This is a genomic window from Caulobacter sp. FV2ps19 (assembly GCF_058681035.1).
The window spans coordinates 1,556,587-1,580,520 of sequence record NZ_CM178729.1; the positions used below are offsets into that span (position 1 = coordinate 1,556,587).

At 68.8% G+C, this 23,934-nt stretch carries 19 protein-coding genes and 1 pseudogene; 7 read left to right on the top strand and 13 right to left on the bottom strand.

Annotated elements, in window-relative coordinates; all coding sequences use genetic code 11:
- Positions 1-3 precede the first annotated feature (3 nt).
- Positions 4-441: a hypothetical protein gene (locus ACW18B_RS07545; protein WP_492050863.1), complete on the top strand. Its 438-nt coding sequence runs from the start codon at positions 4-6 to the stop codon at positions 439-441.
- Positions 438-1,118: an HTTM domain-containing protein gene (locus ACW18B_RS07550; protein ID WP_492050865.1), complete on the top strand. Its 681-nt coding sequence runs from the start codon at positions 438-440 to the stop codon at positions 1,116-1,118. Before ACW18B_RS07545 ends, ACW18B_RS07550 begins: the two co-directional genes overlap by 4 nt.
- 215 nt (positions 1,119-1,333) lie before the next feature.
- Here ACW18B_RS07550 and ACW18B_RS07555 read toward each other — a convergent pair whose 3' ends face one another.
- From ACW18B_RS07555 to ACW18B_RS07590, 8 genes are all read right to left on the bottom strand, one after another.
- The gene (locus tag ACW18B_RS07555) at positions 1,334-2,890 is read right to left on the bottom strand and encodes a GH39 family glycosyl hydrolase (protein WP_492050867.1); all 1,557 of its coding nucleotides are present in this window, start codon (positions 2,888-2,890) and stop codon (positions 1,334-1,336) included.
- Between the two features lie 202 nt (positions 2,891-3,092).
- Entirely contained in the window at positions 3,093-4,874 is a 1,782-nt protein-coding gene (gene xylD, locus ACW18B_RS07560; RefSeq protein ID WP_492050869.1) for a xylonate dehydratase XylD, read from the bottom strand.
- Positions 4,858-5,733 carry an SMP-30/gluconolactonase/LRE family protein gene (locus ACW18B_RS07565; RefSeq protein WP_492050871.1) on the bottom strand — a complete coding sequence of 292 codons (876 nt, stop codon included), beginning with the start codon at positions 5,731-5,733 and terminating at the stop codon, positions 4,858-4,860. The genes xylD and ACW18B_RS07565 overlap by 17 nt, the downstream gene beginning before the upstream one ends.
- A 124-nt stretch (positions 5,734-5,857) precedes the next feature.
- Positions 5,858-6,607, bottom strand: a complete 750-nt coding sequence (gene xylB / locus ACW18B_RS07570) for a D-xylose 1-dehydrogenase (protein ID WP_492050873.1) — start codon at positions 6,605-6,607, stop codon at positions 5,858-5,860.
- 5 nt (positions 6,608-6,612) lie between these two features.
- Positions 6,613-8,049 carry an aldehyde dehydrogenase family protein gene (locus tag ACW18B_RS07575; protein WP_492050875.1) on the bottom strand — a complete coding sequence of 479 codons (1,437 nt, stop codon included), beginning with the start codon at positions 8,047-8,049 and terminating at the stop codon, positions 6,613-6,615.
- A gap of 28 nt (positions 8,050-8,077) precedes the next feature.
- Complete coding sequence (locus tag ACW18B_RS07580; protein WP_492050877.1) at positions 8,078-9,247, bottom strand: fumarylacetoacetate hydrolase family protein; 1,170 nt, start codon at positions 9,245-9,247, stop codon at positions 8,078-8,080.
- Positions 9,248-9,509: 262 nt separating this feature from the next.
- Positions 9,510-10,565, bottom strand: a complete 1,056-nt coding sequence (gene xylR / locus ACW18B_RS07585) for a transcriptional regulatory XylR (RefSeq protein WP_492050879.1) — start codon at positions 10,563-10,565, stop codon at positions 9,510-9,512.
- Between the two features lie 210 nt (positions 10,566-10,775).
- The gene (locus ACW18B_RS07590; RefSeq protein WP_492050881.1) at positions 10,776-11,201 is read right to left on the bottom strand and encodes a type II toxin-antitoxin system PemK/MazF family toxin; all 426 of its coding nucleotides are present in this window, start codon (positions 11,199-11,201) and stop codon (positions 10,776-10,778) included.
- Positions 11,202-11,361: 160 nt separating this feature from the next.
- On the opposite strand from ACW18B_RS07590, the gene mobA reads away from it, so the two are divergent.
- Positions 11,362-11,892 carry a molybdenum cofactor guanylyltransferase gene (mobA, locus tag ACW18B_RS07595; protein WP_492050883.1) on the top strand — a complete coding sequence of 177 codons (531 nt, stop codon included), beginning with the start codon at positions 11,362-11,364 and terminating at the stop codon, positions 11,890-11,892.
- Between the two features lie 20 nt (positions 11,893-11,912).
- On the opposite strand, the gene ACW18B_RS07600 is transcribed toward mobA, so the two are convergent.
- Entirely contained in the window at positions 11,913-13,283 is a 1,371-nt protein-coding gene (locus tag ACW18B_RS07600; protein ID WP_492050885.1) for a sulfite reductase subunit alpha, read from the bottom strand.
- On the bottom strand, positions 13,280-14,284 hold the full coding sequence (locus tag ACW18B_RS07605; protein ID WP_492050887.1) for an FAD:protein FMN transferase: 1,005 nt from the start codon (positions 14,282-14,284) through the stop codon (positions 13,280-13,282). The genes ACW18B_RS07600 and ACW18B_RS07605 overlap by 4 nt, the downstream gene beginning before the upstream one ends.
- Positions 14,285-14,287: 3 nt before the next feature.
- Here ACW18B_RS07605 and ACW18B_RS07610 point away from each other — a divergent pair.
- A pseudogene (locus ACW18B_RS07610) lies at positions 14,288-14,430 on the top strand (hypothetical protein); the annotation flags it as partial.
- A gap of 4 nt (positions 14,431-14,434) precedes the next feature.
- Here the strand turns inward: ACW18B_RS07610 and ACW18B_RS07615 are convergent.
- The 3 genes from ACW18B_RS07615 to ACW18B_RS07625 are packed head-to-tail and all read right to left on the bottom strand — an operon-like array spanning position 14,435 to position 16,487.
- Positions 14,435-15,325 (bottom strand): DUF4198 domain-containing protein, encoded by an 891-nt coding sequence (locus tag ACW18B_RS07615; RefSeq protein WP_492050888.1) that lies wholly within the window; start codon positions 15,323-15,325, stop codon positions 14,435-14,437.
- Between the two features lie 12 nt (positions 15,326-15,337).
- The gene (locus ACW18B_RS07620; RefSeq protein WP_492050890.1) at positions 15,338-15,853 is read right to left on the bottom strand and encodes a DUF2271 domain-containing protein; all 516 of its coding nucleotides are present in this window, start codon (positions 15,851-15,853) and stop codon (positions 15,338-15,340) included.
- A 10-nt stretch (positions 15,854-15,863) separates the two neighbouring features.
- The gene (locus tag ACW18B_RS07625; RefSeq protein ID WP_492050892.1) at positions 15,864-16,487 is read right to left on the bottom strand and encodes a PepSY-associated TM helix domain-containing protein; all 624 of its coding nucleotides are present in this window, start codon (positions 16,485-16,487) and stop codon (positions 15,864-15,866) included.
- Positions 16,488-17,128: 641 nt separating this feature from the next.
- On the opposite strand from ACW18B_RS07625, the gene ACW18B_RS07630 reads away from it, so the two are divergent.
- The 3 genes from ACW18B_RS07630 to ACW18B_RS07640 all read left to right on the top strand — a co-directional run bounded on the left by ACW18B_RS07630 (position 17,129) and on the right by ACW18B_RS07640 (position 23,903).
- Positions 17,129-19,054, top strand: a complete 1,926-nt coding sequence (locus ACW18B_RS07630; RefSeq protein WP_492050894.1) for a M61 family metallopeptidase — start codon at positions 17,129-17,131, stop codon at positions 19,052-19,054.
- Between the two features lie 343 nt (positions 19,055-19,397).
- On the top strand, positions 19,398-21,809 hold the full coding sequence (locus ACW18B_RS07635; protein ID WP_492050896.1) for a glycoside hydrolase family 3 N-terminal domain-containing protein: 2,412 nt from the start codon (positions 19,398-19,400) through the stop codon (positions 21,807-21,809).
- A 165-nt stretch (positions 21,810-21,974) separates the two neighbouring features.
- Complete coding sequence (locus ACW18B_RS07640; RefSeq protein ID WP_492050898.1) at positions 21,975-23,903, top strand: sialate O-acetylesterase; 1,929 nt, start codon at positions 21,975-21,977, stop codon at positions 23,901-23,903.
- Positions 23,904-23,934 lie beyond the last annotated feature (31 nt).

The window sequence follows — 23,934 nt, forward strand, 5'->3', positions numbered from 1 at the left end:
CGGATGTTCAAGCCTCTCGCCCTGCTGGCTCCGGCCCTGATTCCGTCGTGGAATTTCTTCGACGTGATCGCGCCTTCGCCGCGTCTCGAATACGCCCTGGGGGCCTCGGCGCGTGGCAAATCTGGTCCGTGGCTGGCCTTTCGGCCCTTGCCGCAGCGAGTGTCGCCGCTGGCCATGCTGGGGCGGCTGGTGTGGAATCCGCGCTGGAACGAGACCCTGTTCCTGGTCAGCTGCGCCGAGCGCTTGACCCAAAACCCCACCGCCCACAGCGAGGACGAGATCTTCCGCCGCATCGCCGCCGACCTGGCGCGTCAGCCGGACGCCGGGGCGCTCAAACCCTGGCTGAGTTTTCGGCTGGTGTTCCTGAGCCGCGAGGATGACGCCCTGGTCGAGACCGAGCTGTTCCGGTCCAGGCCGCGTCTGCGGGCCGATATCCGATGAGCCTGGAGACCGCCGCCCGCCTGACCGAAAGCCTGCTGGCCCTGGCCCTGATCCAGCAGAGCCTGGAACATCTGCGCGGCGGCCGCGACGAGCAGAGGCTGTTCCTGGCCCGGATCGGCCTGTGCGCCCTGGTCCTGCTGGGCGTGGCCTCGCCCTGGCCGCTGGTGGGTCTGGCGGGGCTGTCGCTGCTGATCCTGCACCGCTTCCAGGGCCCCTATAACGGCGGCAGCGACCGCATGGGCCTGCTGGCGCTGTGGTGCCTGACCCTGTCGCGGTTGGCGCCCAACCTGGCCCTGCGCGAGCTGGCCTTCGGCTATCTGGCCGCCCAGCTGATCCTGTCCTACCTGATCTCCGGCGGGGTCAAGATCGTCAATCCCGACTGGCGGTCGGGCCGGGCCTTGCGCGACGTGTTCCAGTTCTCGGCCTATCCGGTGGCCGAGAACCTGCGCCGCCTGGCCGACCGGCCGCGCCTGCTGATGGGGATGTCGTGGGCGGTGATGCTGTTCGAGCTGGCGTTTCCGCTGGCCATGATCTCGCGCCCGACCCTGATCGTCGCCCTGGCGATCGCCGCGACCTTCCACCTGGCCAATGCCTGTCTGTTTGGCCTCAACCGCTTCTTCTGGACCTGGCTGTCGGTCTATCCGGCCATCCTGTGGCTGCAGCACAGGTTGGTGTGAGGGGGGCTAAAGTCCTTACTCTGTTGGGTGATGAGCTACCCCTTCTTCCGTCTCCCCGGCGAAGGCCGGGGCCCAGATTCATCCAGAGCCTTTGGGGATGGCGCGCCTTGGGCCCAGCAAAATCACGCGTACCGTGGGTTCGATCTGGGCCCCGGCCTTCGCCGGGGAGACGGGTAAGGGTTGGAAAGGCTTGAGCTCGAATTGAGCCTACGCCCTCAAGCCCGCGTCAGCGTCACCAGCACGATGTCGTTCTGGCGCATGGGCAGGTCGACGCTGAAGGTCCCCTGGGCGCTCACCGTCACCGCCCGGTCGATCTCGGGCGTGTCGGCCGTCAGGGCGTTCAGCGTCTCGACTTGCTCGGGCGTCAGGCTGCCGGGCGCGCCCATTTCCAGATAGGCGGTGTAGGCGTCATTGGCCTTGAAGCCGGTGCGGAAGGCCTGCAGGCGATAGCGGCCCGGCGCCAGACCGCTGAGCGCCAGCGACACGGGCGGAGCGGCCGAGGTCGGCTGGACCTTGGTGTAGTAGGAGCGGTTGCTGAGCGTCTGGTTCGGGGCCTCGAAATCCCAGACCAGGGCGGCGATCTTGCCGCCGTCAACGGTGGCCAGCACTTCAGGGTCCGCGCCGGGGATTTCGGCGCCGCGCAGCGCGTTGAGGTACTTGTAGGCGAACCAACTGGGCTTGCGGATCCCTTGCGGATTCATCAGGCCAAAGCCGCCCTGGAACGGGGCTGTGGGCGGGCCTGGCTCTTCAAACAGGTCGCTGTACGTCCAGTAGCTCATGCCCTGGATCATCCCCTTCACGCCCTTGAGCTTGGCCAGGATGTAGGCGGCGCTGTGATAGCTGTCGTGGACGGAGTCGCGCGGATTGTAGCTGGTGCTCCATTCGGTGAAATACAGCGGCAGGGTCGGGAAGGCTGACGCGCTGATCTGCTCGCGCACCCGCCGCACGTCGCCGATCACGGCGTCGGGATTGGCCGAGAGCTTGGTGTCTTGCTGACCCTTCTCGTCCAGGAAGCCGCCGTCGACGCCATAGGTGTGGGTGGTGACAAAGTCGATCGCCACGCCGTGGGTCTGGCAATAGGTCAGCAGCTCGGGAACCCAGGCCGCGCCGGCTGTCGAGGGGCCGCCGACCTTCAGGGTCGGGTCGATGGCCTTGATGGTTTTCGAGGTCAGGGCGAACAGGTCGAAATAGACCTTTTGGTCGGCCCTTTCCCAGAAGCCGTCCAGATTGGGCTCGTTCCACACCTCGAAGAACCAGCCGCGCACCTCGGCCTCGCCATAGCGGCCGCGCAGGTGGCGGACGAAGGCGTCGATCAGGGCGGCCCAGTCGGCGAACACCGGATGGGAGCTGTTGCCCTTCCAGTAGAAGATCGTCTGCTCCGAGGTCTTCATGGCCGACGGGGTGAAGCCCAGCTCGATGAACGGCTTGATCCCCATGCCGAGCAGACGGTCATAGAGTTCGTCGATCCTGGTCCAGTCATAGACGATCTGGCCGTCGACCCGCTTCACCGTCCCCAGCACGTCGTGGAAGATGTCGTGGAAGCGCACATAGCGGAAACCCAGCTCGCCGACGGCGGTCTTCAGCTGGCCCAGGCTGTCGTCGCGCAGCAGGGTGCCGGGGAAGTCCGAGCCCACCGACAGGTCATAGAAGCGGTCCATCGGGACGGAAGCCGCCCGGGCGTCCAGGGCGATCCGGCGCGGGCCGGCGGCGGCCAGGGCCGGAAAAGCGGGCAGGGCGGCGGCTGCGGCCATCAGGCGGCGACGGGTCAGCATGGCGGTCTTCCCTTTTTTATAAACCGATCTCCCCGGCCCCCGGGTCGCGCAAAGCGCGCGCCCGAGGATAAACTCCAGCCGGGGCCCAGATTCAGCTTGAGTGGCTGGGGATGATCCGCCTTACGGCCTGGTGAAACAGCCAGGTCAGCGGGTTCGATCTGGGCCCCGGCTTTCGCCGGGGAGAACGGAGTAAAAATAGGCCCTAGTGGTTATGCCGGGGCAGCTTGGCGGCCAGGTCCTGGTACTTGACCGCGAACTCCAGCACCGCGCCGGTGTCCAGCTGGCCGGTATTGGCGCGATAGACCTCCTGCCAGGGCGTCATGGTCGCGGGGACGGGCGGCAGACCCTCCTGGCGGCGCTCGGCGATCACCGCCTCGTCCACCAGGGCGTCGCAGCGGCCGGTGTTGAGATCGACGCGGATCATGTCGCCGGTCCGCAGCCACGACAGACCGCCGCCCACCGCGCTCTCGGGCGAGGCGTTGAGGATCGAGGGGCTGTCGGCGGTGCCCGACTGGCGGCCGTCGCCCAGGGTGGGCAGGCTCATGATCCCGCGCTTGAGCATCGCATCCGGCGGCTGCATGTTGACCACCTCGGCCGAGCCGGGCCAGCCGATCGGACCGGCGCCGCGGATCACCAGCATGGTGTTCTCGTCGATGTTCAGCGCCGGATCATTGATGCGGGCGTGATAGTCGTCCGAGCCGTCGAACACCACGGCCCGGGACTCGAAGATCCCCTCGCGGCCGGGTTCGCTGAGATAGCGGGCGCGGAATTCGGGGCTGATGACGCTGGTCTTCATGATCGCGAAGTCGAACAGATTGCCCTTCAGCACCAGGAAGCCGGCCCGCTCGCCCATCGGCTGGGCGTAGGGGAAGATCACCTCGCGGTCCTTGGTCTCGCGACCTTGCAGGTTCTCGCCCATGGTCTTGCCGGTGACGGTCAGGACGTCGCCATGCAGGCGACCGGCCTGCAGCAGTTCCCACAGCAGGGCGGGGGCTCCGCCGGCCCGGTGGAAGCGCTCGCCCAGATATTTGCCGGCCGGCTGCATGTTGAGGATCAGCGGGATGTCATAGGCCGCCCGCCAGTCGTCGGCGGTGATGTCCAGGCCCGCATGGCGGGCCATGGCCACGATGTGCGGCTGGGCGTTGGTCGAACCGCCGGCCGCCGCCACCAGGGCGATGGCGTTCTCGAAGGCCTGCTTTGTCAGGATGTCGAGGGGCTTGACGTCCTCATAGGCCAGATCGACGATCCGCTGGCCGGTGCGATAGGCCATCTGGCCGCGCTCGCGATAGGGGGCGGGGATAGCCGCGCAGCCGGTCAGGGACAGGCCCAGCGCTTCGGCCACGGCGTTCATGGTCGAGGCGGTGCCCATGGTGTTGCAGTGACCGGCCGAGGGGGCCGAGTCCGAGGCGCGCTGGATGAACTCTTCCTCGTTGATCTCGCCGGCCGCCAGCTTGCGGCGCGAGCGCCAGATCACCGTGCCCGAGCCGACCAACTCGCCGTCATGCCAGCCGTCCAGCATCGGGCCGCCCGACAGCACGATGGTCGGGATGTTGACGGTGGTGGCGGCCATGATCCCGGCCGGGGTGGTCTTGTCGCAGCCCGTGGTCAGGACCACGGCGTCGATCGGATAACCGTGCAGGATCTCGACCAGGCCCAGATAGGCCAGGTTGCGGTCCAGCGCCGCGGTCGGGCGGCGGCAGTTCTCGAAGATCGGATGGACCGGGAACTCCATCGGAATGCCGCCGGCGTCGCGGATGCCGTCGCGGATCCGGGTGACGAGGTCCAGATGGATGCGGTTGCACGGCGAGATGTCGCTGCCGGTCTGGGCGATGCCGATGATCGGCTTGCCGCTGCGCAGTTCCTCGGGCGTGACGCCATAGTTCATGAACCGCTCCAGATAGAGGGCGGTCATGTCGATATGGTCGGGATTGTCGAACCAGTCGCGCGAGCGGAACCGGCGGGGGGGTCTATTGGGGGAGGTCAAGGCGCACCTCGTTCTGGGGCTGGCCGGCGACGCCGACGGGGAGGGCGAACAGGCCGCCGCACAGGGGGAAGGCGGCGAGCTGCTCGTCGCTCAGGCCCTTGCGGGCGGTGGTGAAATACAGGGTCTTGAGGTCAGGCCCGCCGAAACAGGGCTTGGTGACATTGATCGCCGGCAGCTCGACGCGGTCGACCACCTGGCCGTCGGGCGAGAAGCGCAGCGCGCCGTGGCCGCCCCACAGGGCCGTCCAGACATGGCCTTCGCTGTCGACCACCGAGCCGTCGGGCCAGGCGTTCTCGACCTCGACGCGGGCGAATTCGCGCTTGCCCGTCAGGTCGCCGTCGGCGTCGATGTCATAGGCCCAGATCACCTTTTCCAGGGTGTCGGTATGATAGAAGATCCTGCCGTCCGGGCTGACACAGGGGCCGTTGGTGATGCAGACGCCGTCGTCCTGCTTCACCGTCTCGCCGGCCGCGGTCAGCCGATACAGGGCGCCGCTCGGGGCCTCTTCGCCGTCATGCATGGTGCCAAACCACAGCCGGCCCTCGGCGTCGACGGTGGCGTCGTTGGGACGGTTGTCCAGTTCCGGCGGCTCGACCTCGCCCAGGAAGGCGAAGTCGCCGAGCTCGGGCTGGAAGTGGTGCAGGCCGCTCTTCAGCCCGGCGATGAAACCGCCGTCGGCCAGGGGCGCCAGGAAGGTCACCTGGTCGGGCGCGTCGAAGCTCTGCGGTTCGCCGCCGGCCGGATCATAGCGGTGGACCTTGTGGCCCTTGATGTCGACGAACCACACGGCGTTGCCATGCCAGATCGGCCCTTCGCCGAGGGTGGCTTTCAGGTCCCAGACGCAGGTGGCTGTCGACATGTTCACTATCCTTGTCATCCCGGCCGGAGCGTAGCGCAGGGCCGGGACCGCCGGAAACATCGGCGCTTGCCGTGGTCCCGGCTCGGCGCGCTACGCGCTTGGCCGGGATGACAGTTTTTGCGGTCTACCGCCAGCCGGCGTCGATCCAGTACTCATGGCCCGTGCACAGGGCCGCGTCATCCGAGGCCAGGAACAGCACCAGCGAGGCGATGTGGTCGGGCAGCAGGCGACCCGTCAGGCACTGGGCCTTGACGATCTCGGCCTCGCCTTCCGGCGTGTACCACTTCTCCTGGCGCTTGGTCTTGACGTTGCCGGGCACCACGCAGGTGACGCGGATGTCGTCGGGACCCAGCTCGCGGGCCAGGGCGCGGGTCATGCCCTCGATGCCGGCCTTGGCGGTTTCGTAGAGGACCAGATCCTCCAGACCCAGGTGCCAGCTGATCGAGCCGAAATTGATGATCGCCCCGCCGCCGCGCCTGGCCATGCCCGGCGCGACCGCCTGGGCCGCGAACAGCATGTGGCGCAGATTGACGCCGATGCGGTTGTCCCAATAGGCGGGCGTGATGTCGGCCAGCTTGTGGCGGTCGTCATTGCCGGCGTTGTTGACCAGGATGTCGACGTCGCCGATGTCCGCCAGCGTCGCCTTCAGGCCGTCGAGGTCCATCAGGTCGCAGTGTTTGTACACCGGGGCGATGGCCGCGTCGGGCGTCAGCTGCGCGACCAGGGCCTGGGAGTCGGCATCGACGATGTCGAGGAAGATCACCTCGGCGCCCTGGCGCACGAAGCCGGTGGTCAGGCCGGCGCCGATGCCGCTGCCGCCGCCGGTGACGACGACGCGCTTGCCCTTGAGGCTGGGATAGATGGCTGAGGACATGCCGCTTAGGACCACGAATAGGAGGTTTTGGTCTGGGTGAAGAACTCGACCGCCGCGAAGCCCTGTTCGCGGGCGCCGTAGGATGAGCTCTTCGACCCGCCGAACGGCACGTGATAGTCGACGCCGGCCGTGGCCAGATTGACCATGGTCATGCCGGCCTTGGCGTGACGCTGGAAGTGACGGGCATATTTCAGCGAGGTGGTGGCGATGCCGGCCGATAGGCCGAACTCGACGCCGTTGGCGACCTCCAGGGCTTCCTCATAGTCCTTGACCCGGATGGTCGAGGCGACGGGGCCGAAGACTTCCTCGTTGTTGATGCGCATGTTGCGGTCGGTGTCGGCGATCAGGGTGGGCTGCACGTACCAGCCGGGATTTTCCAGCTTCAGACGTTCGCCGCCGGTGACGATGCGGCCGCCTTCGCCCTTGGCGATGTCGATATATTTGTAGCTGGTTTCCATCTGGTCCTGGCTGACCGCCGGACCGATCTGGGTGTTGGGGTCCAGGGCGTCGCCGACGCGCAGGGCGGCGATCTTCTCGGCCAGCAGGGCCACGAACCGGTCGTGGATGCCGTCGGTGATGATCAGGCGCGAGCTGGCGGTGCAGCGCTGGCCGGTGGCGAAATAGGAGCCGTCCAGGGCGATGGCCACGGCGCGGTCCAGATCGGCGTCGTCCAGCACGATCAGCGGGTTCTTGCCGCCCATCTCCAGCTGCACGCGGGCCTGGCGGGCCACGGCGGCGGCGGCGACTTGCGCGCCGACGCCCTGCGAGCCGGTGAACGAGACGCCGTCGACGTCCTTGTGCTTGACCAAAGCATCGCCCATCGAACCGCGGCCGAACAGCATGTTGAACACGCCGGCCGGAGCCCCGCATTCCTGCATGATGTCAGCCAGCACCGAGGCGGTGGCCGGGGTCGGGCCGGCCGGCTTGATCACCACGGTGTTGCCAAACGCCAGGGCGGGGGCGGCCTTCCAGGCCGGGATGGCGATCGGGAAGTTCCACGGCGTGACCAGGGCATAGACGCCGACGGCCTGGCGATAGGTCTGGATCTCGACGCCCGGGCGGGTGCTTTCCAGGTTCTGGCCATGGCGGCGCAGGGCCTCGCCGGCGAAGTACTTGAAGATGCGGCCGGCGCGGACGGTCTCGCCGATGCCCTCGGGGACGGTCTTGCCCTCTTCGCGCGACAGCAGCTTACCGATCTCGGCGCTGCGGGCGATGATGGTCGAGCCCACCTTGTCCAGCAGGTCCGAGCGCACTTCCGGCGAGCTTTCCGACCAGGCCGGGAAGGCGCCGCGGGCGGCGGCGACGGCGGCGTCAACCTCGGCCGCGCCGCCGTTGGGCACGTTGGCCACGACGTCGTTGGTGTTGGACGGGTTGAGGCTTTCGGTCGGGGCGTCCGAAGCGACGCGTTCGCCGCCGATATAGTGGCGCAGGGTGTCGGTCATGGCCGAGCTCCTTCGAAAATAGAGAGGGTTAGAGCAGGCCGCGGCCGGCCAGATTGCGGATCAGGGCCGAGATCCCGAACGTCCAGGGCTTGGCCTGGTCGCAGGTGGTGACCTCGTTCTCCAGCACGCCCAGCTTGGCGGTCGAGACCCGCACCCGGTCGCCGACCTTGTGGGTGAAGCCCTGGCCGGCGGTGTCGCGGTCCTGGATGGGCGCGAACATCGTGCCCAGGAACAAGGCAAAGCCGTCGGGATACTGGTGCTGCTTGCCGAACGCCTGACCGGCCAGCACGGCGGGGTCGCGGCTGATCAGGCTCATATTGCTCTTGCCATCCAGCACGAAATTGTCGCGGCCGGTGATCTTCAGCTCGACCTCGGCCGAGCGGACATCGTCGAGGCTGAAGCCGTCATCGAACAGCCGCACGAACGGGCCGATGGCGCAGGAGGCGTTGTTGTCCTTGGCCTTGCTCAGCAGCAGGGCCGAGCGGCCTTCGAAGTCGCGCAGATTGACGTCATTGCCCAGCGACGCGCCGCGAATCCGGCCCGACCCGTCGCACAGCAGCACGACCTCGGGCTCGGGGTTGTTCCAGTGGCTGTCGGAGCGGACGCCGACCTGGTCGCCCCAGCCCATCGACGACAGGGTCGGGCCCTTGGTGAAGATCTCGGCGTCGGGGCCGATGGCCACTTCCAGATATTGCGACCACAGGCCGTCCTGGATCAGGGTCTGTTTCAGGCGCTCGGCGCCCGGCGAGCCGGGATCGACGCTGCGCAGATCGCCGCCCATGCTGTCGGCCAGCTGGGCGCGGATCTTCAGGGCCTCGGCGGCGTCGCCGCGGGCGCGTTCCTCGATCACCCGCTCCAGGGTCGACACCGCGAAGGTGACGCCGGCGGCTTTGAGACATTGCAGGTCGACGGGAGCCAGCAGCTTGGCGGCGGCCTCGCCGGCGGCGTCTTGCCAGACCGGGCGCAGGTCCAGGGCCTCCAGCGGGCCCCGATCCTCGCCGCGCGGCAGGTCAATGCCCCCATTCTCGCTATTGGGCGCATAGGCGTTCATCAGGTCGGCGACCGTCGGGGCGATCCTCGACATGTCCTCGACCCGGCCGCCGCGCACCAGCACGGGGGTGGGGCCGTCGCCGAAATCGATGCGGCCCAGCAGGGTCGCGTCTTGCCAGTCTTCCGGAAGGAATTGCGTCACGCCCACGGCGTCGTCTCCCTGTTCCGAGCGTCTGCCTTAAAGCCGCGCCCGTTCATGTTCGCGCACTTGTTAGCGCTAACATGTGGGGGCGCGCAAGCGCATATGACCCTCTCCCAGAGGGAGAGGGAGGGGCCCACGCTTGCGTGGGAGGGTGAGGGGTTTGGATGCGTCCGGACAGGGTGGGGCGGCGCGCCGGCCGGCGGCGTAGCCCCTCACCCTCCCACCGCTGCGCGGCGGGCCCCTCCCTCTCCCTCTGGGAGAGGGCGAATTACTTCGGCGCCGGCCCGCTGGAATCCCGGACGATCAGGGTGTGGGGATGCATCAGCTGCCGGGGCTCGCCGGTTCCGTCGCGCTTGCGGCGGATTTCCTCCAGCACCAGATCGACGGCCGCGCGGGCCATGGCGGCGATCGGCTGGTGGACGGTGGTCAGGGCCGGCCAGATATTGGCGGCGATCGAGGTGTCGTCGAAGCCGACGATCGAGACGTCGCCCGGCACGTCCAGGCCCAGGCGATGGGCCAGGCCGGCGGCGGCGGCGGCCATGTCGTCGTTACAGGCGAAGATCGCGGTGGGGCGGTGATCGCCGGCCAGCAGCTTCTCGGCGGCGTCCAGGCCCGAGCGATAGGTGAAATAGCCCTGCTCGACGCGTACGTCCTCGATCGGAATGCCGGCCGCCTTCAGCGCGGTCATGAAGCCGTCCAGCCGCTGCTGGCTGACGCTCTGGTTGGGGTGGCCCTTGATGAAGCCGAAGCGCTTGTGGCCCAGGCTCAGCAGGTGCTGGGTCAGCTCATAGGCGGCGGCCTCGTTGTCGATGCGCAGGGTGGCCATGTCGCTGCTGACCGTACCGGTGGCCACGCCGACGGCGGCGGCGCCGGAGGCCTTCACCTCGGCCAGCACCTGCGGCGACTCGCACAGCGGCGGCGGCAGGATCAAACCATCGACCCCGGTGCGCAGCAGGCGGGTCAGGGTGGCGCCGGCCAGCTCGGGCTCGGCGCATTTCTCGATCACCACCTGGGCGCCGGTGCGGCTGCTCTCGTCCAGGGCCCCGACCAGGAACTCCGACAGATAGCCGGTCGAGGGGTTGTCATACAGCAGGCCGATGCGGAACGGGGCCGAGCCGGCCAGGCTGCGGGCGGCGGGGTTGGGGGCGTAGTTCAGGTCGGTGATCGCCTGCTCGACCAGGGCCCGGGTCTCTTCCTTGACCGTGGTCTCGCGATTGATCACCCGCGAGACGGTCATCGGCGACACCCCCGCGCGCGCCGCGACATCGCGGATCGTCGCGCTCTGGGTGGTGCGGCGCCTCTGGCGCTCTGGCGGCAAGCTCATGGTGGTCCCATCCCGTTTGGGCGCGGAGACTAGACCCGTTCGGGGCGCGGTTGGAAGATGGGGGTGACGCGCAAGAAAAACCCCGCCGAAGCGGGGCTGATCTGCGTCGTGGGCGCGGCTTGCGATGGCCATGGTCCACGACGGCCCCCAAGGGGGGTCTTAGACGCGGATCGCCGAAACGAGAGCCGCTAACCCTCTGAATCTGTGATTTTAGAGGTGTTTTGTCAAGGGGGCGAGGCCGAGGGCGTGGAGGACGCAGGCCCGCACGATTTGAATTTGAGCCGCGCTCAGCGGTTCATAGTGGTAGAGCCGCGCGCCGCCCTCGGCCTTGCCGGTGATCACGAAATCCAGGCGCTGCAGGCCGACCACGGCCACCATGTCGCCCTTGATCCACACGCCCTCGCTCTCCATCCGATCCGGCAGGCGGGGGCGGATGGAGAGCTGAGCATGATAGGGCATGACCGGCTTGGGTGGCGTGGTGCTCAGGGCGACGATCGTACAGAGTCCCGGGCGGGCCTTGATCCTTGGGCTGATCACAACGACCGGCCGGCGTTTGACCATTTCGGGCGGCCTGAAGCCGGAGCCGAAATCGCCAAGCAGGAGCGAGCCCAAGGCGGGGTGCTCGCGAATGGCCATGAGCGCGCTCGCGGATCGCGTGAAACTCAATGCGATCTTGGCGCGAGTTGACGTCAATAATCAATCATGGACTGTTTCACCGTCCGTCCGCATCGCGGGCTGTAACCCGGCTTGCGTGTTGGTCTCGACCGCAACGGCGAGGATGGTTTAAGCCGGGCGCATGATCCCTTTCGGCGCGCTCATTCTCACCGGCGGCGGCTCGCGGCGCATGGGTCGCGACAAGGCCGGCCTCGACTGGGGCGGCGTGCGGGCCGTGGACCGCGTGGCCGATCTGGCGCGGGCGGTCGGGGCGGTCACGGTGCTGACGGTCGGCGCGGATCTGGGCCTGCCGTTTGTGCCCGACCCCGAGCCCGGCGCAGGACCTGTGGGCGGGGTGCTGGCCGGCGAGGCGGCGCTACGGGCCCTAGGTCTGGAGCGCGCTCTGATCCTCGCCGTCGATGCGCCGACCCTCACCGCGGAGGATCTGGCGCCGCTGCTGGCTGTTCCCGCTCCGGGTGCGGCGTTCGAGGGACTGCCGCTGCCGATGATGCTGACCCTCGCCGCCTTGCCGGCCGACGCCGGGGCGGGCTGGCCCTTGCGGCGGCTGGTCGAGCGGGCGGGGCTCCTGGTCCCGCCGGTTCCCGCCGGCGCCGAGGCCCGGTTGCGCGGAGCCAACACGCCGGAGGAGCGGGCGGGGCTGCTTCGGCTATAGCGCCCCCTCCGTCACGCTCCCTAATACACGTCCCGCCGATAGCGCCCCGCGTCGGCCAGCGCCTCCAGGCCGTCGGCGCCGAGGCTGTCGACCAGGGCCGCATGCACCGCTTGCGACATGCCCTCCAGCGACCCGCAGACCATGATGCTGGCCCCGTCGGCCACCCAGGCGCGCACGGCGTCGGCCGCCGCGCTCAGGCGGTCCTGCACATAGACCGGTTTCGCCTGATCGCGCGAGAAGGCCAGGTCCAGGCGCTCGATCACGCCGGACGCTGTCCAGGCCTCGATCTCGTCGCGGAGGAAATAGTCATGGGCGGCGGTGCGCTCGCCAAACAGCAGCCAGTTGCGATGGCGGCCCCGGGCGGCGCGGGCCTTGAGGTGGGCGCGCAGGCCCGCCAGGCCCGTGCCGGCCCCGATCAGGATCAGCGGGGCGTCGCTGTCGGGCGCATGGAAGCTGCGGTTGGTCCGCACCCGGGCCTTCAGGCGCTCGCCCAGCGCGGTCTGTCGGCACAGCGCGCCCGAACCCAGGCCCAGCTGGCCGTCGGGCCCCTGCCGCAGCCGCACGATCAGCTCGACCCCGCCGTCGCAGGGAACAGAGGCGATGGAATAGTCGCGGGCGGTTCCGGCGCCCTCGGGGAGGATCTCGAAGATATCGCCGGCCGACCAGTCCAGGAGCCCGTCAGCCGGTTGCAGCCTGACATGCCACGCCTCGCCGCCCGCGCCGCCCGGATTGAGCAGGCGTCGCTGGGTCAGGGTCCAGTCGCCATAGGCGGTGCGGTTCCAGTCCGTGGCGGCTTCGGCCGCGCCGGTCAGGTCCGCCAGCCGGGATCGCCACAGACCCAGGGCGACCGCATCGCCGTCATCGACCTCGATCCGGTCGAACAGCCGCTCGGCGCCTTGTCCCTCCAGCCAGTCATCCAGCGTCCGGCCGAAGGCGGCGAACTGAGCATAGTCCCGGTCGCCCAGGGCCAGCAGGCCGTAGCGCAGGCCCGGCAGCGCGGTCTGGCCGCCCATCACGTTGCGAATGAAGGCCCGGGCGCTGTCGGGGGCGTCGCCCTCGCCGGTGGTGCTGACCACGAACAGCGCTTGGCTGGCGGCGGCCAGGTCAGCGGCGGTCACGGCGGAAAGCTCGCGCAGGATCACCGGCGCGCCGCCGGCGGTCAGGGCCTGGGCGCTGGCGTGGGCCAGCTCTTCGGCGAAGCCGGTCTGGCTGGCGAAGGCGACCAGGATGGGCGCGCCCGCGCCCCGGGCCAGGGCGGCGGCCTCGCGGCGTTCGGCGCGGCGACGCAGAGCCTGACGCGCGGCGATCAGGGCGCAGAAGCCGCCATAGGCCAGGGCCACGGCGCCGGCGGCGGCGTAGCGCCGGGTCTGCGGATCCAGCGCCTCGATCATGCGTCGAGCATGGCGCTCAGGGCCGGCGACAGGCGCTCTTCCAGACCCCCGGCGGCGCGGCTGACGATCAGGGCCGGCAGGTCGTGGGTCGCAGCGAAGGCCAGGGCGGCGTCGGGACCCATCACCGTCAGGGCCGTGGCCCAGGCGTCGGCGTCCATGCAGGTGGGGGTCAGCACCGTGACGCTGACCACGCCGTGATCGCTGGGCGCGCCGGAGACCGGGTCCAGGGTGTGGGCGTAGCGGCGGCCGTCATGGTCGAAGAAGCGGCGATAGTCGCCCGAGGTCGCCACCGCCAGGCCGTGCAGGGCGACCAGGGTGCGGGGGGTGTCATTGGCGGCCTGGGCGATCTGCGGCGGCCGCTCCAGCTCCACCCACCAGGGCTGGCCGTCGGGGCGGGCGCCGGTCCCGCGCAGTTCGCCGCCGACCTCGACCAGGTAGGATTTCACGCCGGCCCGCTCCAGGGCGGCGGCGGCCTGGTCGACCCCGAAGCCCTTGGCGATGCCGTTGAGGTCCAGCCTCAGGCCGCCGGGCTGGAACAGCACGTCGCCGTCCAGGGTCAGCCGCTTCCAGCCGCCGGCGTTGCGCGCGGTCTCGAGGCTGTCGGGCGAGGGCGGCTGGCCGGTGAAGGGGCGCGGGCCAAAGCCCCACAGGTCGGTCAGGGCGCCCAGGGTCGGGTCGAAGGCGCCGTCCGTGGCCTGGGCGATCTCCAGGGCGCGGCGCAGCACCGTGGTCAGGCCTTGCGGCAGGCGCGTCCAGCTGGCGGCCGCCGAGCGGTTATAGCGCGACAGGGCCGACATCGGGGCCCAGGGGCTCATCTCGGCCACCACCCGGTCGAGGGCGCGCTGCACCAATGCGGTCAGGGCCGGCAGGTCGGCGGCGGGCTGGGCGGTCAGCTTGACCGACCAGGTCGTGCCCATGGTTTGGCCGGCCAGGGCGTGGGCCACGCCGCCCAACGGACGGGCGGGGGCGGTGGTGAGGCGGGGGACGAGGACGCGGGTCATGGTGTGTGCAATCTCATCCTCCCCCGTGGAACGGGGGAGGGGGACCGCGAAGCGGTGGAGGGGGCGGCGGCGGTCGAGGCTGAACGCCCCCTCCGTCACGGCGCGTATTCGCGCCGCGCCACCTCCCCCGCTTCGCGGGGGAGGATGTTCTTAAGGCCGCTGGGCTTCGAGGGTGGCGGTGTAGCTGGCCGAAACGCCGTTGCCGGCCAGGGCCGTGACGGGGGGCGGAGCCGCGCCGGGGGCGCCGCCGCCCATGCCCGGACCGCCGCCGGGAGGGCCGCCGCGACCGGTTTCGCCGCTGCGGAAGCTGGCGTTCAGCCAGTACATGCCCGCTTCCGGCAGGGTGAAGGTCGCCGAACCGTTGGCGTCGGTCTTGACCTTGATCTCGCCCGGCGTGGCCCGCCAGCGCGCGCCGCCCGGAATGATCGTCACCTCCAGGTTGGCGGCGGACTTGCCGTCGAGCAGGAACTCGAAGGTCGCCGGTTCGGTGGCGACGATGTCGTTGGGGTGAGTCACAGGAAGCATTTCCAGGCCCTGGCCGGTGGGCTTGAACACGTTCGTTGTCGGCTTGTCGCGAGTGACGAAGGTCTCGTTGCGATTGCTGCTCTTGATGGTCTTCAGATCGGCGGCGCCGGCCGGAACCGTCTTGGCGAAGTCCTCGGGCGAGCCGCGGAAGCGCTTGACCTCGCCGTTCTCGGTCCAACTGGCCATGACGCTGTTGTTGAAGGTCAGGATCTTCCAGGTGCCGGGCTTGTTCAGCTGCACGTCGAAGGTCGAGCGGTACTGGCCCGTCGCTCCGTTCTGCAGCTTGTCCATAGCGCCGTCCGGGGTCAGCACCATGACACCTTCGAGGCGCATGGGGCGGTGGTCGGGATAGAACAGTTCGTTGGAGATGGCGGCGTCGACGGTCACCCACGAGCCGTCGCCCGACAGCACGGTGAAGGCCGGGACCATCCAGGCGCGGTGGGCGCTGGCGCTCAGGGGCAGGGCCAGGGCCAGCCCTGCAGCGGCGAAGGCGAAGAGGCTGTTCTTCAGGGACATGGGGTTCCTCGCTTACTTGACGGAGACGGTGACGGCGCCGATCTCGGCCCCGCCCTTGACGGTGACCGGCGCGCCGGGCTTGCCCCAGACGAAGGGCACGCGGACGGCTTCATGGCCGCCGACCTCGCGGGCGGCCTCGACCACCAGAGTGTATTGGCCGGGCTTGAGGCCCTTCAGCGCGCCCTTGGCGCCGCTGAACACCAGCTTTTGCGGTCCGGGCGCGCGGGTGGCGCCGCTGATCCCGTCGGCCGGGAAGCTCATCTCGCGGCCGGCCTTGCGCCACCACTGGCGCAGGTCCTTCAGCCACTTGGTCCCGTGGTCTTCCTTGGCGTCGGCGTCGTACCAGACCGCCAGGGTGCCGGCCGCCGAGGCGTTGGCGCCTTCCAGCCAGATCGACACATAGGGCTTGTGATATTCGGCGACCGACAGGCGCGGCACCTCGACCGTGACATTGAGATCGGCGGCCAGGGTGGGCGCGGCGGTCAGGGCCGCGCCGGCAAAGGTCAGGAGAGTGGTCGTACGCTTCACGGATTTCACCTCAGAGGTGGACAAACAGGATGATGAGAATGACGGGGGCGGCCAGGCCGGCGGCCACCAGCGGCCAGGTCAGCGGCCGGGCGCGGGCGTGGAACTGCAGCAGGATCAGGCCGGTGACGGTGAAGATCACGCAGGCGACGGCGAAGACGTCGATGAACCAGGCCCAGGCCTTGCCGGTGTTGCGGCCCTTGTGCAGGTCGTTGAGCAGGGACACCGCGCCGCGCGTGGTCTTCTCATGCTCGACGGCGCCGGTTTCGCGGTCGATCGACAGCCAGGCGTCGCCGCCCGGACGGGCCAGGGCGACATAGACCTCTTGCGGCGTCCATTCGCCCTCGCGGCCGGCGACATCGGCGCCGACGGCCTTGTCCAGCCAGGGCTCGAGGGCGACGGGCAGGGGGCGCTTGCCTTCCTGCGGGCCCTTGGCCAGATCGGCCAGCAACGGGGCGGGCAGGGTGGCCTTGCGGCTGACCACGACGGGCGTCGCCTCGATCTGGCCGGCGTGGTTGAGGGTGATCCCGGTGATCGCGAACAGCAGCATGCCGATCAGGCTGAGGGCCGCGCTGATCCAGTGCCACTGGTGCAGCTGTTTCAGCCAGAACGAGCGGCGATGCGGAGCTGTGGACACGGGAGACGGAAAACCTTGGCCGGGACGTCAGCGCGTTCATACTTGAGAACGAATTGCAATTGCAAGGAAAGTTCGCATCGCTGTGTTGCGCGAAGATTTCAGGCTCGGGACGCCGGGCCGGACAGAGCGGAAATGAAGGGGGAGGCCGACCAGGGCTGGGGGGAATGGGCGCCCTGGCCGACCGATTGGCCGGCGACACTGGCGGGGCCACCGGGTGACGTCACAGTCCGACGCTTTGCCGGGTGACGGCAATCCAGGGCGGTCCCTTAAGGGGTTTTCCTGGCGGCGGCGTTTGTGAGGTGATGGGCGGGATATTGGACGCGCCGACCGGAGCGGTTGGTCCCCGGCCGGCGCTATCGACAGCGCGCTTGGAGCAGGCGGCGATGGCGTGACGTAACGTTATGTTTTCGTCGAGCGCAAGGCGTGTGGGGACCTCAACAGCCTTAACGTCCCCAAATAGAAAGTTAACGCGCGGTTTTGGCGCGGATCTGACGTTGTAGATGAGCTCATGCGCGATTTTTGCGGTTATGGCGACAGGGTTAAAAAGGACGCGGTCAGGGTCGACAACCGGCCCCTTATGGGTTGAAACATCCGTTCTCTGACCGCGGGGAGCACGCCCGCGCGCCATATTGGGGTGTTTCGTGAAAACGCTGTTCTTTTCCGCTTCGGTTCTGTCCCTGGTCTGCACGGCCGCCCTGGCCGAGACCCTGCCGCAACCGTCGGCCCCGGCCCCGGCCATCGCCGCGGCCCAGGACATCCCCTATCCGGGCGCGCTGAAGCTGTCGGTGGACGCCACCGACCTGACCCGCAAGATCTTCGACATTCGCGAAACCATCCCGGTGGCCAAGGCCGGCCCGTTCACGATCTACTATCCGCAATGGGTCCCGGGCGGCCACTCGCCGCGCAATGACCTGGACAAGCTGGCCGGCCTGGTGATCACCGCCAATGGCCAAACCCTGCCCTGGACCCGCGATCCGGTTCAGGTCTTCGCCTTCCATGTCGACGTCCCCGAGGGCGTCAGCGCGTTGGAGCTGAGCTACAAGTTCCTGTCGCCGGTCGAGGCCAAGGTCGGTCGTCAGGTGATGACGCCCGACATGCTGAACCTGCAGTGGATACAGATGGCCATGTATCCGGCCGGCTATTTCACCCGCCAGATCCCGGTCCAGGCCAGCGTCAAGCTGCCCGAGGGCTTCCAGTTCGCCAGCGCCCTGGAGGTGGACAAGACCGAGGGCCAGACCACGACCTTCAAGACCACGCCGTTCGAGACCCTGGTCGACTCGCCGATGTTCGCCGGCCGCTATTTCAAGTCGGTCGAGCTGGATCCGGGCGGCCCCGCGCCGGTGCGTCTGAACCTGTTCGCCGACCGCCCCGAGCAACTGGACTTCACCTCCGACCAGATCCAGGCCCACAAGAACCTCGTCCAGCAGGCCTACAAGCTGTACGGCTCGCACCACTATGACCACTACGACTTCCTGGTCGCGGTCTCGGACACCCTGGGCGGCATCGGTCTGGAGCATCACCGCTCCAGCGAGAACCGTGTCTCGCCGAAATATTTCACCGAGTGGGACAAGACCTATGTCGGTCGCGACCTGCTGCCGCACGAATACACCCACTCGTGGAACGGCAAGTTCCGCCGCGGGGCCGACCTGTGGACCGAGACCCTCAACACCCCCATGCGCGACAGCCTGATGTGGGTCTATGAGGGCCAGACCCAGTACTGGGGCAATGTGCTGTCGGCGCGTTCGGGCCTGCACACCAAGCCGCAAAGCCTTGAGGGCCTGGCCATGGTCGCGGCGCTGTATGACACCCGCAAGGGCCGCGAATGGCGCAGCGTCGCCGACACCACCAACGACCCGATCATCGCCAGCCGCAAGCCGCTGTCCTGGGTGAGCTATCAGCGCAGCGAGGACTACTATTCCGAAGGCCAGCTGGTCTGGCTGGACGCCGATACGCTGATCCGCGAGAAGACCGGCGGCAAGAAGTCGCTGGACGATTTCGCCAAGGCCTTCTTCGGCGTCGATAGCGGCTCGTTCGTGCCGCACACCTATACGTTCGAGACGGTGGTCAGCACCCTCAACGACGTCGTGCCCTATGATTGGGCCGGCTTCCTGAAGACCCGCATCGAGGGCCTGTCGGAGCATGCGCCGCTGGATGGCCTGACCCGCGGCGGCTACAAGCTGGTCTATACCGACGCCCCGACCGACTATTTCAAGGCCGCCGAGACGCGCGGCAAGATCACCAACCTCGCCTATTCCCTGGGCCTGACGGTGGCGGCCGCCGGCGTGCTGAGCGACGTGCAGTGGGGCGGTCCGGCCTTCAAGGCGGGCCTGACCCAGGGCGTGACCCTGGTGGCGGTCAATGGCGAAACCTATGACGCCGACAAGCTGAAGTCCGCCATCAAGGCGGCCGCCAAGCCGGAAAACCCTCTGGTCGAACTGCTGGTCAAGGACGGCGATCGCTATCGGTCGGTCAAGATCGACTATCGCGGCGGGCTTCGCTATCCGCGTCTGGAACGCATCGCCGGAACCCCGGCGCGCCTGGACGACATCCTGGCGGCGCGCAAATAAGGGTTTGAGCCTGAGGCGGCGACGTCAGGGCCGGATATCCGGCCTTGCGACAAAATGCGCAGCCGCGTTCAAGCCTGACTTGGCTTAGAGTGGGGACGTTCAAGACCCCTCTAACTTGAACAACTCCAAGGTCTAAGGGCCCGCCGATGCCCAGGCGGGCCCTTTTCCTTGGGCGCTGGGCCAATCCTGTTTCCTCGTCCTCTCCCTCTGGGAGAGGGATCAGGATGCAAATGAGACCGCTACCATTCTCCCCTTGAGTGGTCTGACAACCTCCCCCATAGTGACGCCCAAGGCGCGCCCTAAGCCGCCAACCAATGAAGCGACCCTCGGGGAAACGAACCAGATGACCAACGCCATCACTCGCCGCACGCTGGGCGTCAGCCTGGCCGCCCTGGCCGCCGCCACCACGCCGATCATCGCCCACGCCGCGGCCAAGGCGGGCGACAAGCCGCTCTACAAGGACCCGGCCCAGCCGGTCGACGCCCGGGTCAACGACCTGCTGGGTCGCATGACGATCGAGGAAAAGGCCGCCCAGCTGATCGGCATCTGGCTGACCAAGGCCACCGTCCAGACGCCGCAAGGCGAGTTCTCGGCGGCGACCGCCGCCAAGAACTATCCCAACGGCCTGGGCCAGATCTCGCGTCCCAGCGACCGTCGCGGCCTGGCGCCGGCCACGGTGGTCGACGCCGCCGCCGGGGCCGAGGACGGCACCAAGGGCCGCACCGCGCTGGAGACCGCCCGCTACACCAACGCCGCCCAGAAATGGGCCGTGGAAAACACCCGCCTGGGCATCCCGATGCTGATGCATGACGAGGCCCTGCACGGCTATGTGGCGCGTGACGCCACCAGCTTCCCGCAGTCCATCGCTCTGGCCTCCACCTTCGACACCGAGCTGGTCGAGAAGATCTTCGCGCTGGCCGCCAAGGAGATGCGCGCGCGCGGCGCCAACCTGGCCCTGGCCCCGGTGGTCGACGTGGCCCGCGATCCGCGCTGGGGCCGCATCGAGGAGACCTATGGCGAGGACCCGCATGTCTGCGCCGAGATCGGCCTGGCCGCCATTCGCGGCTTCCAGGGCAAGACCCTGCCCCTGGCCAAGGACAAGGTGTTCGTCACCCTCAAGCACATGACCGGCCACGGCCAGCCCGAGAACGGCACCAATGTCGGCCCAGCCCAGATCGCCGAGCGCACCCTGCGCGAGAACTTCTTCCCGCCGTTCGAGCGGGCGGTGACCGAGTTGCCGGTGCGGGCGGTGATGCCGTCCTACAACGAGATCGACGGCGTGCCCTCGCACGCCAGTCACTGGCTGCTGACCGACATCCTGCGCAAGGAGTGGGGCTATCAGGGCTCGGTCCAGAGCGACTATTTCGCCATCAAGGAGCTGATCGCCCGCCACAAGATGACCGACAAGCTGGCCGACACCGCCGTGATGGCGATGAACGCCGGCGTCGATGTCGAGCTGCCCGACGGCGAGGCCTATGTGCTGCTGCCGCAGCTGGTCAAGGAAGGCCGCATCCCCCTGGCCCAGGTCGACGCCGCCGTCGCCCGGGTGCTGAAGATGAAGTTCGAAGGCGGCTTCTTCGAAAATCCCTATACGGATGAAAAGACCGCCGAGGCCAAGACCGCCACGCCCGAAGCCGTGGCCCTGGCCCGCGAGGCCGCCCGCCGCGCGGTGGTGCTGCTGAAGAACGACAAGGGCCTGCTGCCGCTGAACGGCAAGGGCTTCAAGCGCATGGCCCTGCTGGGCACCCATGCCCGCGACACCCCGATCGGCGGCTATTCCGACGAGCCCAAGCACGTGGTCTCGATCCTGGAGGGCTTGACCACCGAAGCCAAGGCCCAGGGCTTCCAGCTGGACTATGCCGAGGCCGTGCGGATCACCGAGCGCCGTGTGTGGGCCGCTGACGAGGTGAACCTCGTCGACCCGGCCGTCAACGCCAAGCTGATCGCCGAGGCGGTCGAGGTGGCCAAGAAGGCCGACGTCGTGGTCATGGTGCTGGGCGACAACGAACAGACCAGCCGCGAGGCCTGGGCCGACAACCATCTGGGCGACCGCAACAGCCTGGACCTGATCGGCCAGCAGAACGATCTGGCCAAGGCGATCTTCGACCTGGGCAAGCCCACCGTGGTCTTCCTGCTCAACGGCCGGCCGCTGTCGATCAACCTGCTGGCGCAGCGCGCCGACGCCATCATCGAGGGCTGGTACCTGGGTCAGGAAACCGGCAACGCCGCCGCCGACGTGCTGTTTGGCCGCGCCAATCCGGGCGGCAAGCTGCCCGTCAGCATCGCCCGCAATGTCGGCCAGCTGCCGATCTACTACAACCGCAAGCCCACCGCCCGTCGCGGCTATCTGTTCGACGAGAAGACCAGCCCGCTCTATCCGTTCGGCTTTGGCCTGTCCTACACCAGCTTCGACATCTCGGCCCCGCGCCTGGCCAAGGCCAGCATCGGCCAGGGTGAAAAGGTCGCCGTCGCGGTCGACGTCACCAATACCGGCAAGGTCGCCGGCGACGAGGTGGTGCAGCTCTATATCCACGACGTGGCCGCCTCGGTGACCCGCCCGGTGCTGGAGCTGAAACACTTCAAGCGCGTGACCCTGGCCCCCGGCGCCAAGACCACCGTGACCTTCGAGATCGCCCCGTCCGACCTGTGGCTGTGGAACCTCGACATGAAGCGCGTCGTCGAACCCGGCGACTTCGAGATCATGGTTGGACCCAATTCGGTGGACCTCAAGAAGGCGACCCTGACGGTCGTCTGACCCACCAACCTTGTCATCCCGGAAGCCTCGCAGAGGCTGTCCGGGACCCAGGGGCAAACGCATGGCGGCGGTCCTGGGTCCCGGCTCTCCGCTTCGCTGCGGCCGGGATGACAAGCATTTTGAGACAAAGAAGCCGCTGTGCGAGCGGTCATGAGGGAGTTCTCCATGCGCCTCGTTGCGTCGATCCTGCTCGCCGCCCTGCTGGCCGGTTCCGCCGCCGCCCAGCCTCTGCTCAACGGCCTGTTCTCCGACCATGCGGTGGTGCAGCGCGACCGGCCGCTGCCGGTGTTCGGAACCGCCAAGCCGGGCGAGGCGGTGACGGTGACCTTCGGCGGCCGCACCGCGACCGCCACGGCCGGACCCGACGGAGCCTGGCGCGCCGACCTGCCCCCCACCCCGGCGGGCGGCCCCTATGACCTGACCGCCAAGACAGCCTCGGCGACCCAAACCGCCCACGACCTGCTGGCCGGCGATGTCTGGCTGTGCTCGGGCCAGTCGAACATGGAGCTGAAGGTCGAGGCCGGCAATGACGCCTGGGGCCAGATCAACGGCGTCGCGCCCAACGACGCCATCCGCATGGTGACGATCGAGAAGGCCGACGGCCGCACGCCGCGCGCCGACTTCGCCAAGCCGCCGGTGTGGAAGTCGACCAGCAAGGACAGCGTCGGCCAGTTCTCGGCCGCCTGCTACTATTTCGCCCGCGAACTGCAGAAGACCCAAAAGATCCCGCTGGGCCTGGTCCACGCCTCGTGGGGCGGGTCGGGCCTCGAGGCCTGGATGACGCCGGCCGCCCTGGGCAAGGTCGGCGGCTATGACGACGCCATCGCCACTCTCAACCTGTCGACCCGGGACCCGGTGGCCGCCAACCGCCGCTGGGGCGAAACGATCAAGGCCTGGTGGAGCGCCAAGCCCGCCAGCCAGGCCGCCGCCGCGCCGTGGACCGGGGCGGGGACCTGGACCGCCGCGCCCAAGGACCTGGGCGTCTGGGAGCGCTGGGGCGTTCCGGCCCTGGCCGAGTTCAACGGCGTGGTGTGGTTCAAGGCTGAGGTCACCCTGACCCCGGCCCAGGCCCGGCAGGCCGCCACCCTGGGCGTCGGCCAGGTCGACGAAATGGACACCACCTATCTGAACGGCGTCGGCGTCGGCGCCACCTCGGGCGCCTGGCTGAACCGGTCCTATCCGCTGGCCGCGGGAACCCTGAAGCCGGGCCTGAACACCATCGTGATCGCCGCCTATGACACCTATTCCACGGGCGGCATGTACGGCGATCCCTCGAAACGCGCCCTCGTCCTGGCCGATGGAACGCAGCTGCCTCTGCAGGCCTGGACCTACCGCATCGAGCCCAAGGTCGGCGAGGATCCGCCGCGCGCGCCGTGGGACACCCTGGCCGGGGTCTCGACCCTCTATAACGGCATGCTGGCCCCGATGGGCCCTTACGCCTTCAAGGGTCTGGCCTGGTATCAGGGCGAGACCAATGTCGGGCGCGACAGGACCTACGCCGCCCTGCTGGACGCCTTCATCGCCGAACGCCGCGTGGGCCAGTCGCCCGACATGCCGGCCCTGGTGGTGCAACTGGCCAGCTATGGCGGCTTTGCCGTTCAACCCACCGCTTCGGGCTGGGCCGCCCTGCGCGAGGCCCAGCGCCGCGCGGTGCTGGCCGATCCGCACGCCGGCCTGGCGGTGACCACCGACATCGGCGACCCCAGCGACATCCATCCCGGCAACAAGCAGGACGTCGGCAAGCGCCTGGCCCTGGCCGCGCGCCGCTTGGCCGGGGACGCGGTGACCACCGGTCCCGCGCCGGTCTCGGCCAGCCGCGTCGGCGACACGGTGGTCGTGGCCTTCGAGCAGATCGGCGGCCACATGGTGGCGCGCGGCTCGGACCGGGTGATCGGCTTTGAGCTGTGCGACGCCGCCGGCCAGGGCTGCCGCTGGGCCGACGCCCGCATCGACGGCGCGACCGTGGTGCTGACCGTTCCGCCCGGAGCGCCGGCCGCCAAGGTCCGCTTCGCCTGGGCCGACAGTCCGACCTTCAACCTGTTCGACAGCGCGGGTCTGCCGGCGGGGCCGTTCGAGATGGCGGTAAAGCCGTGACGCTAATCTCCGCTTTCCCCGGCGAAGGCCG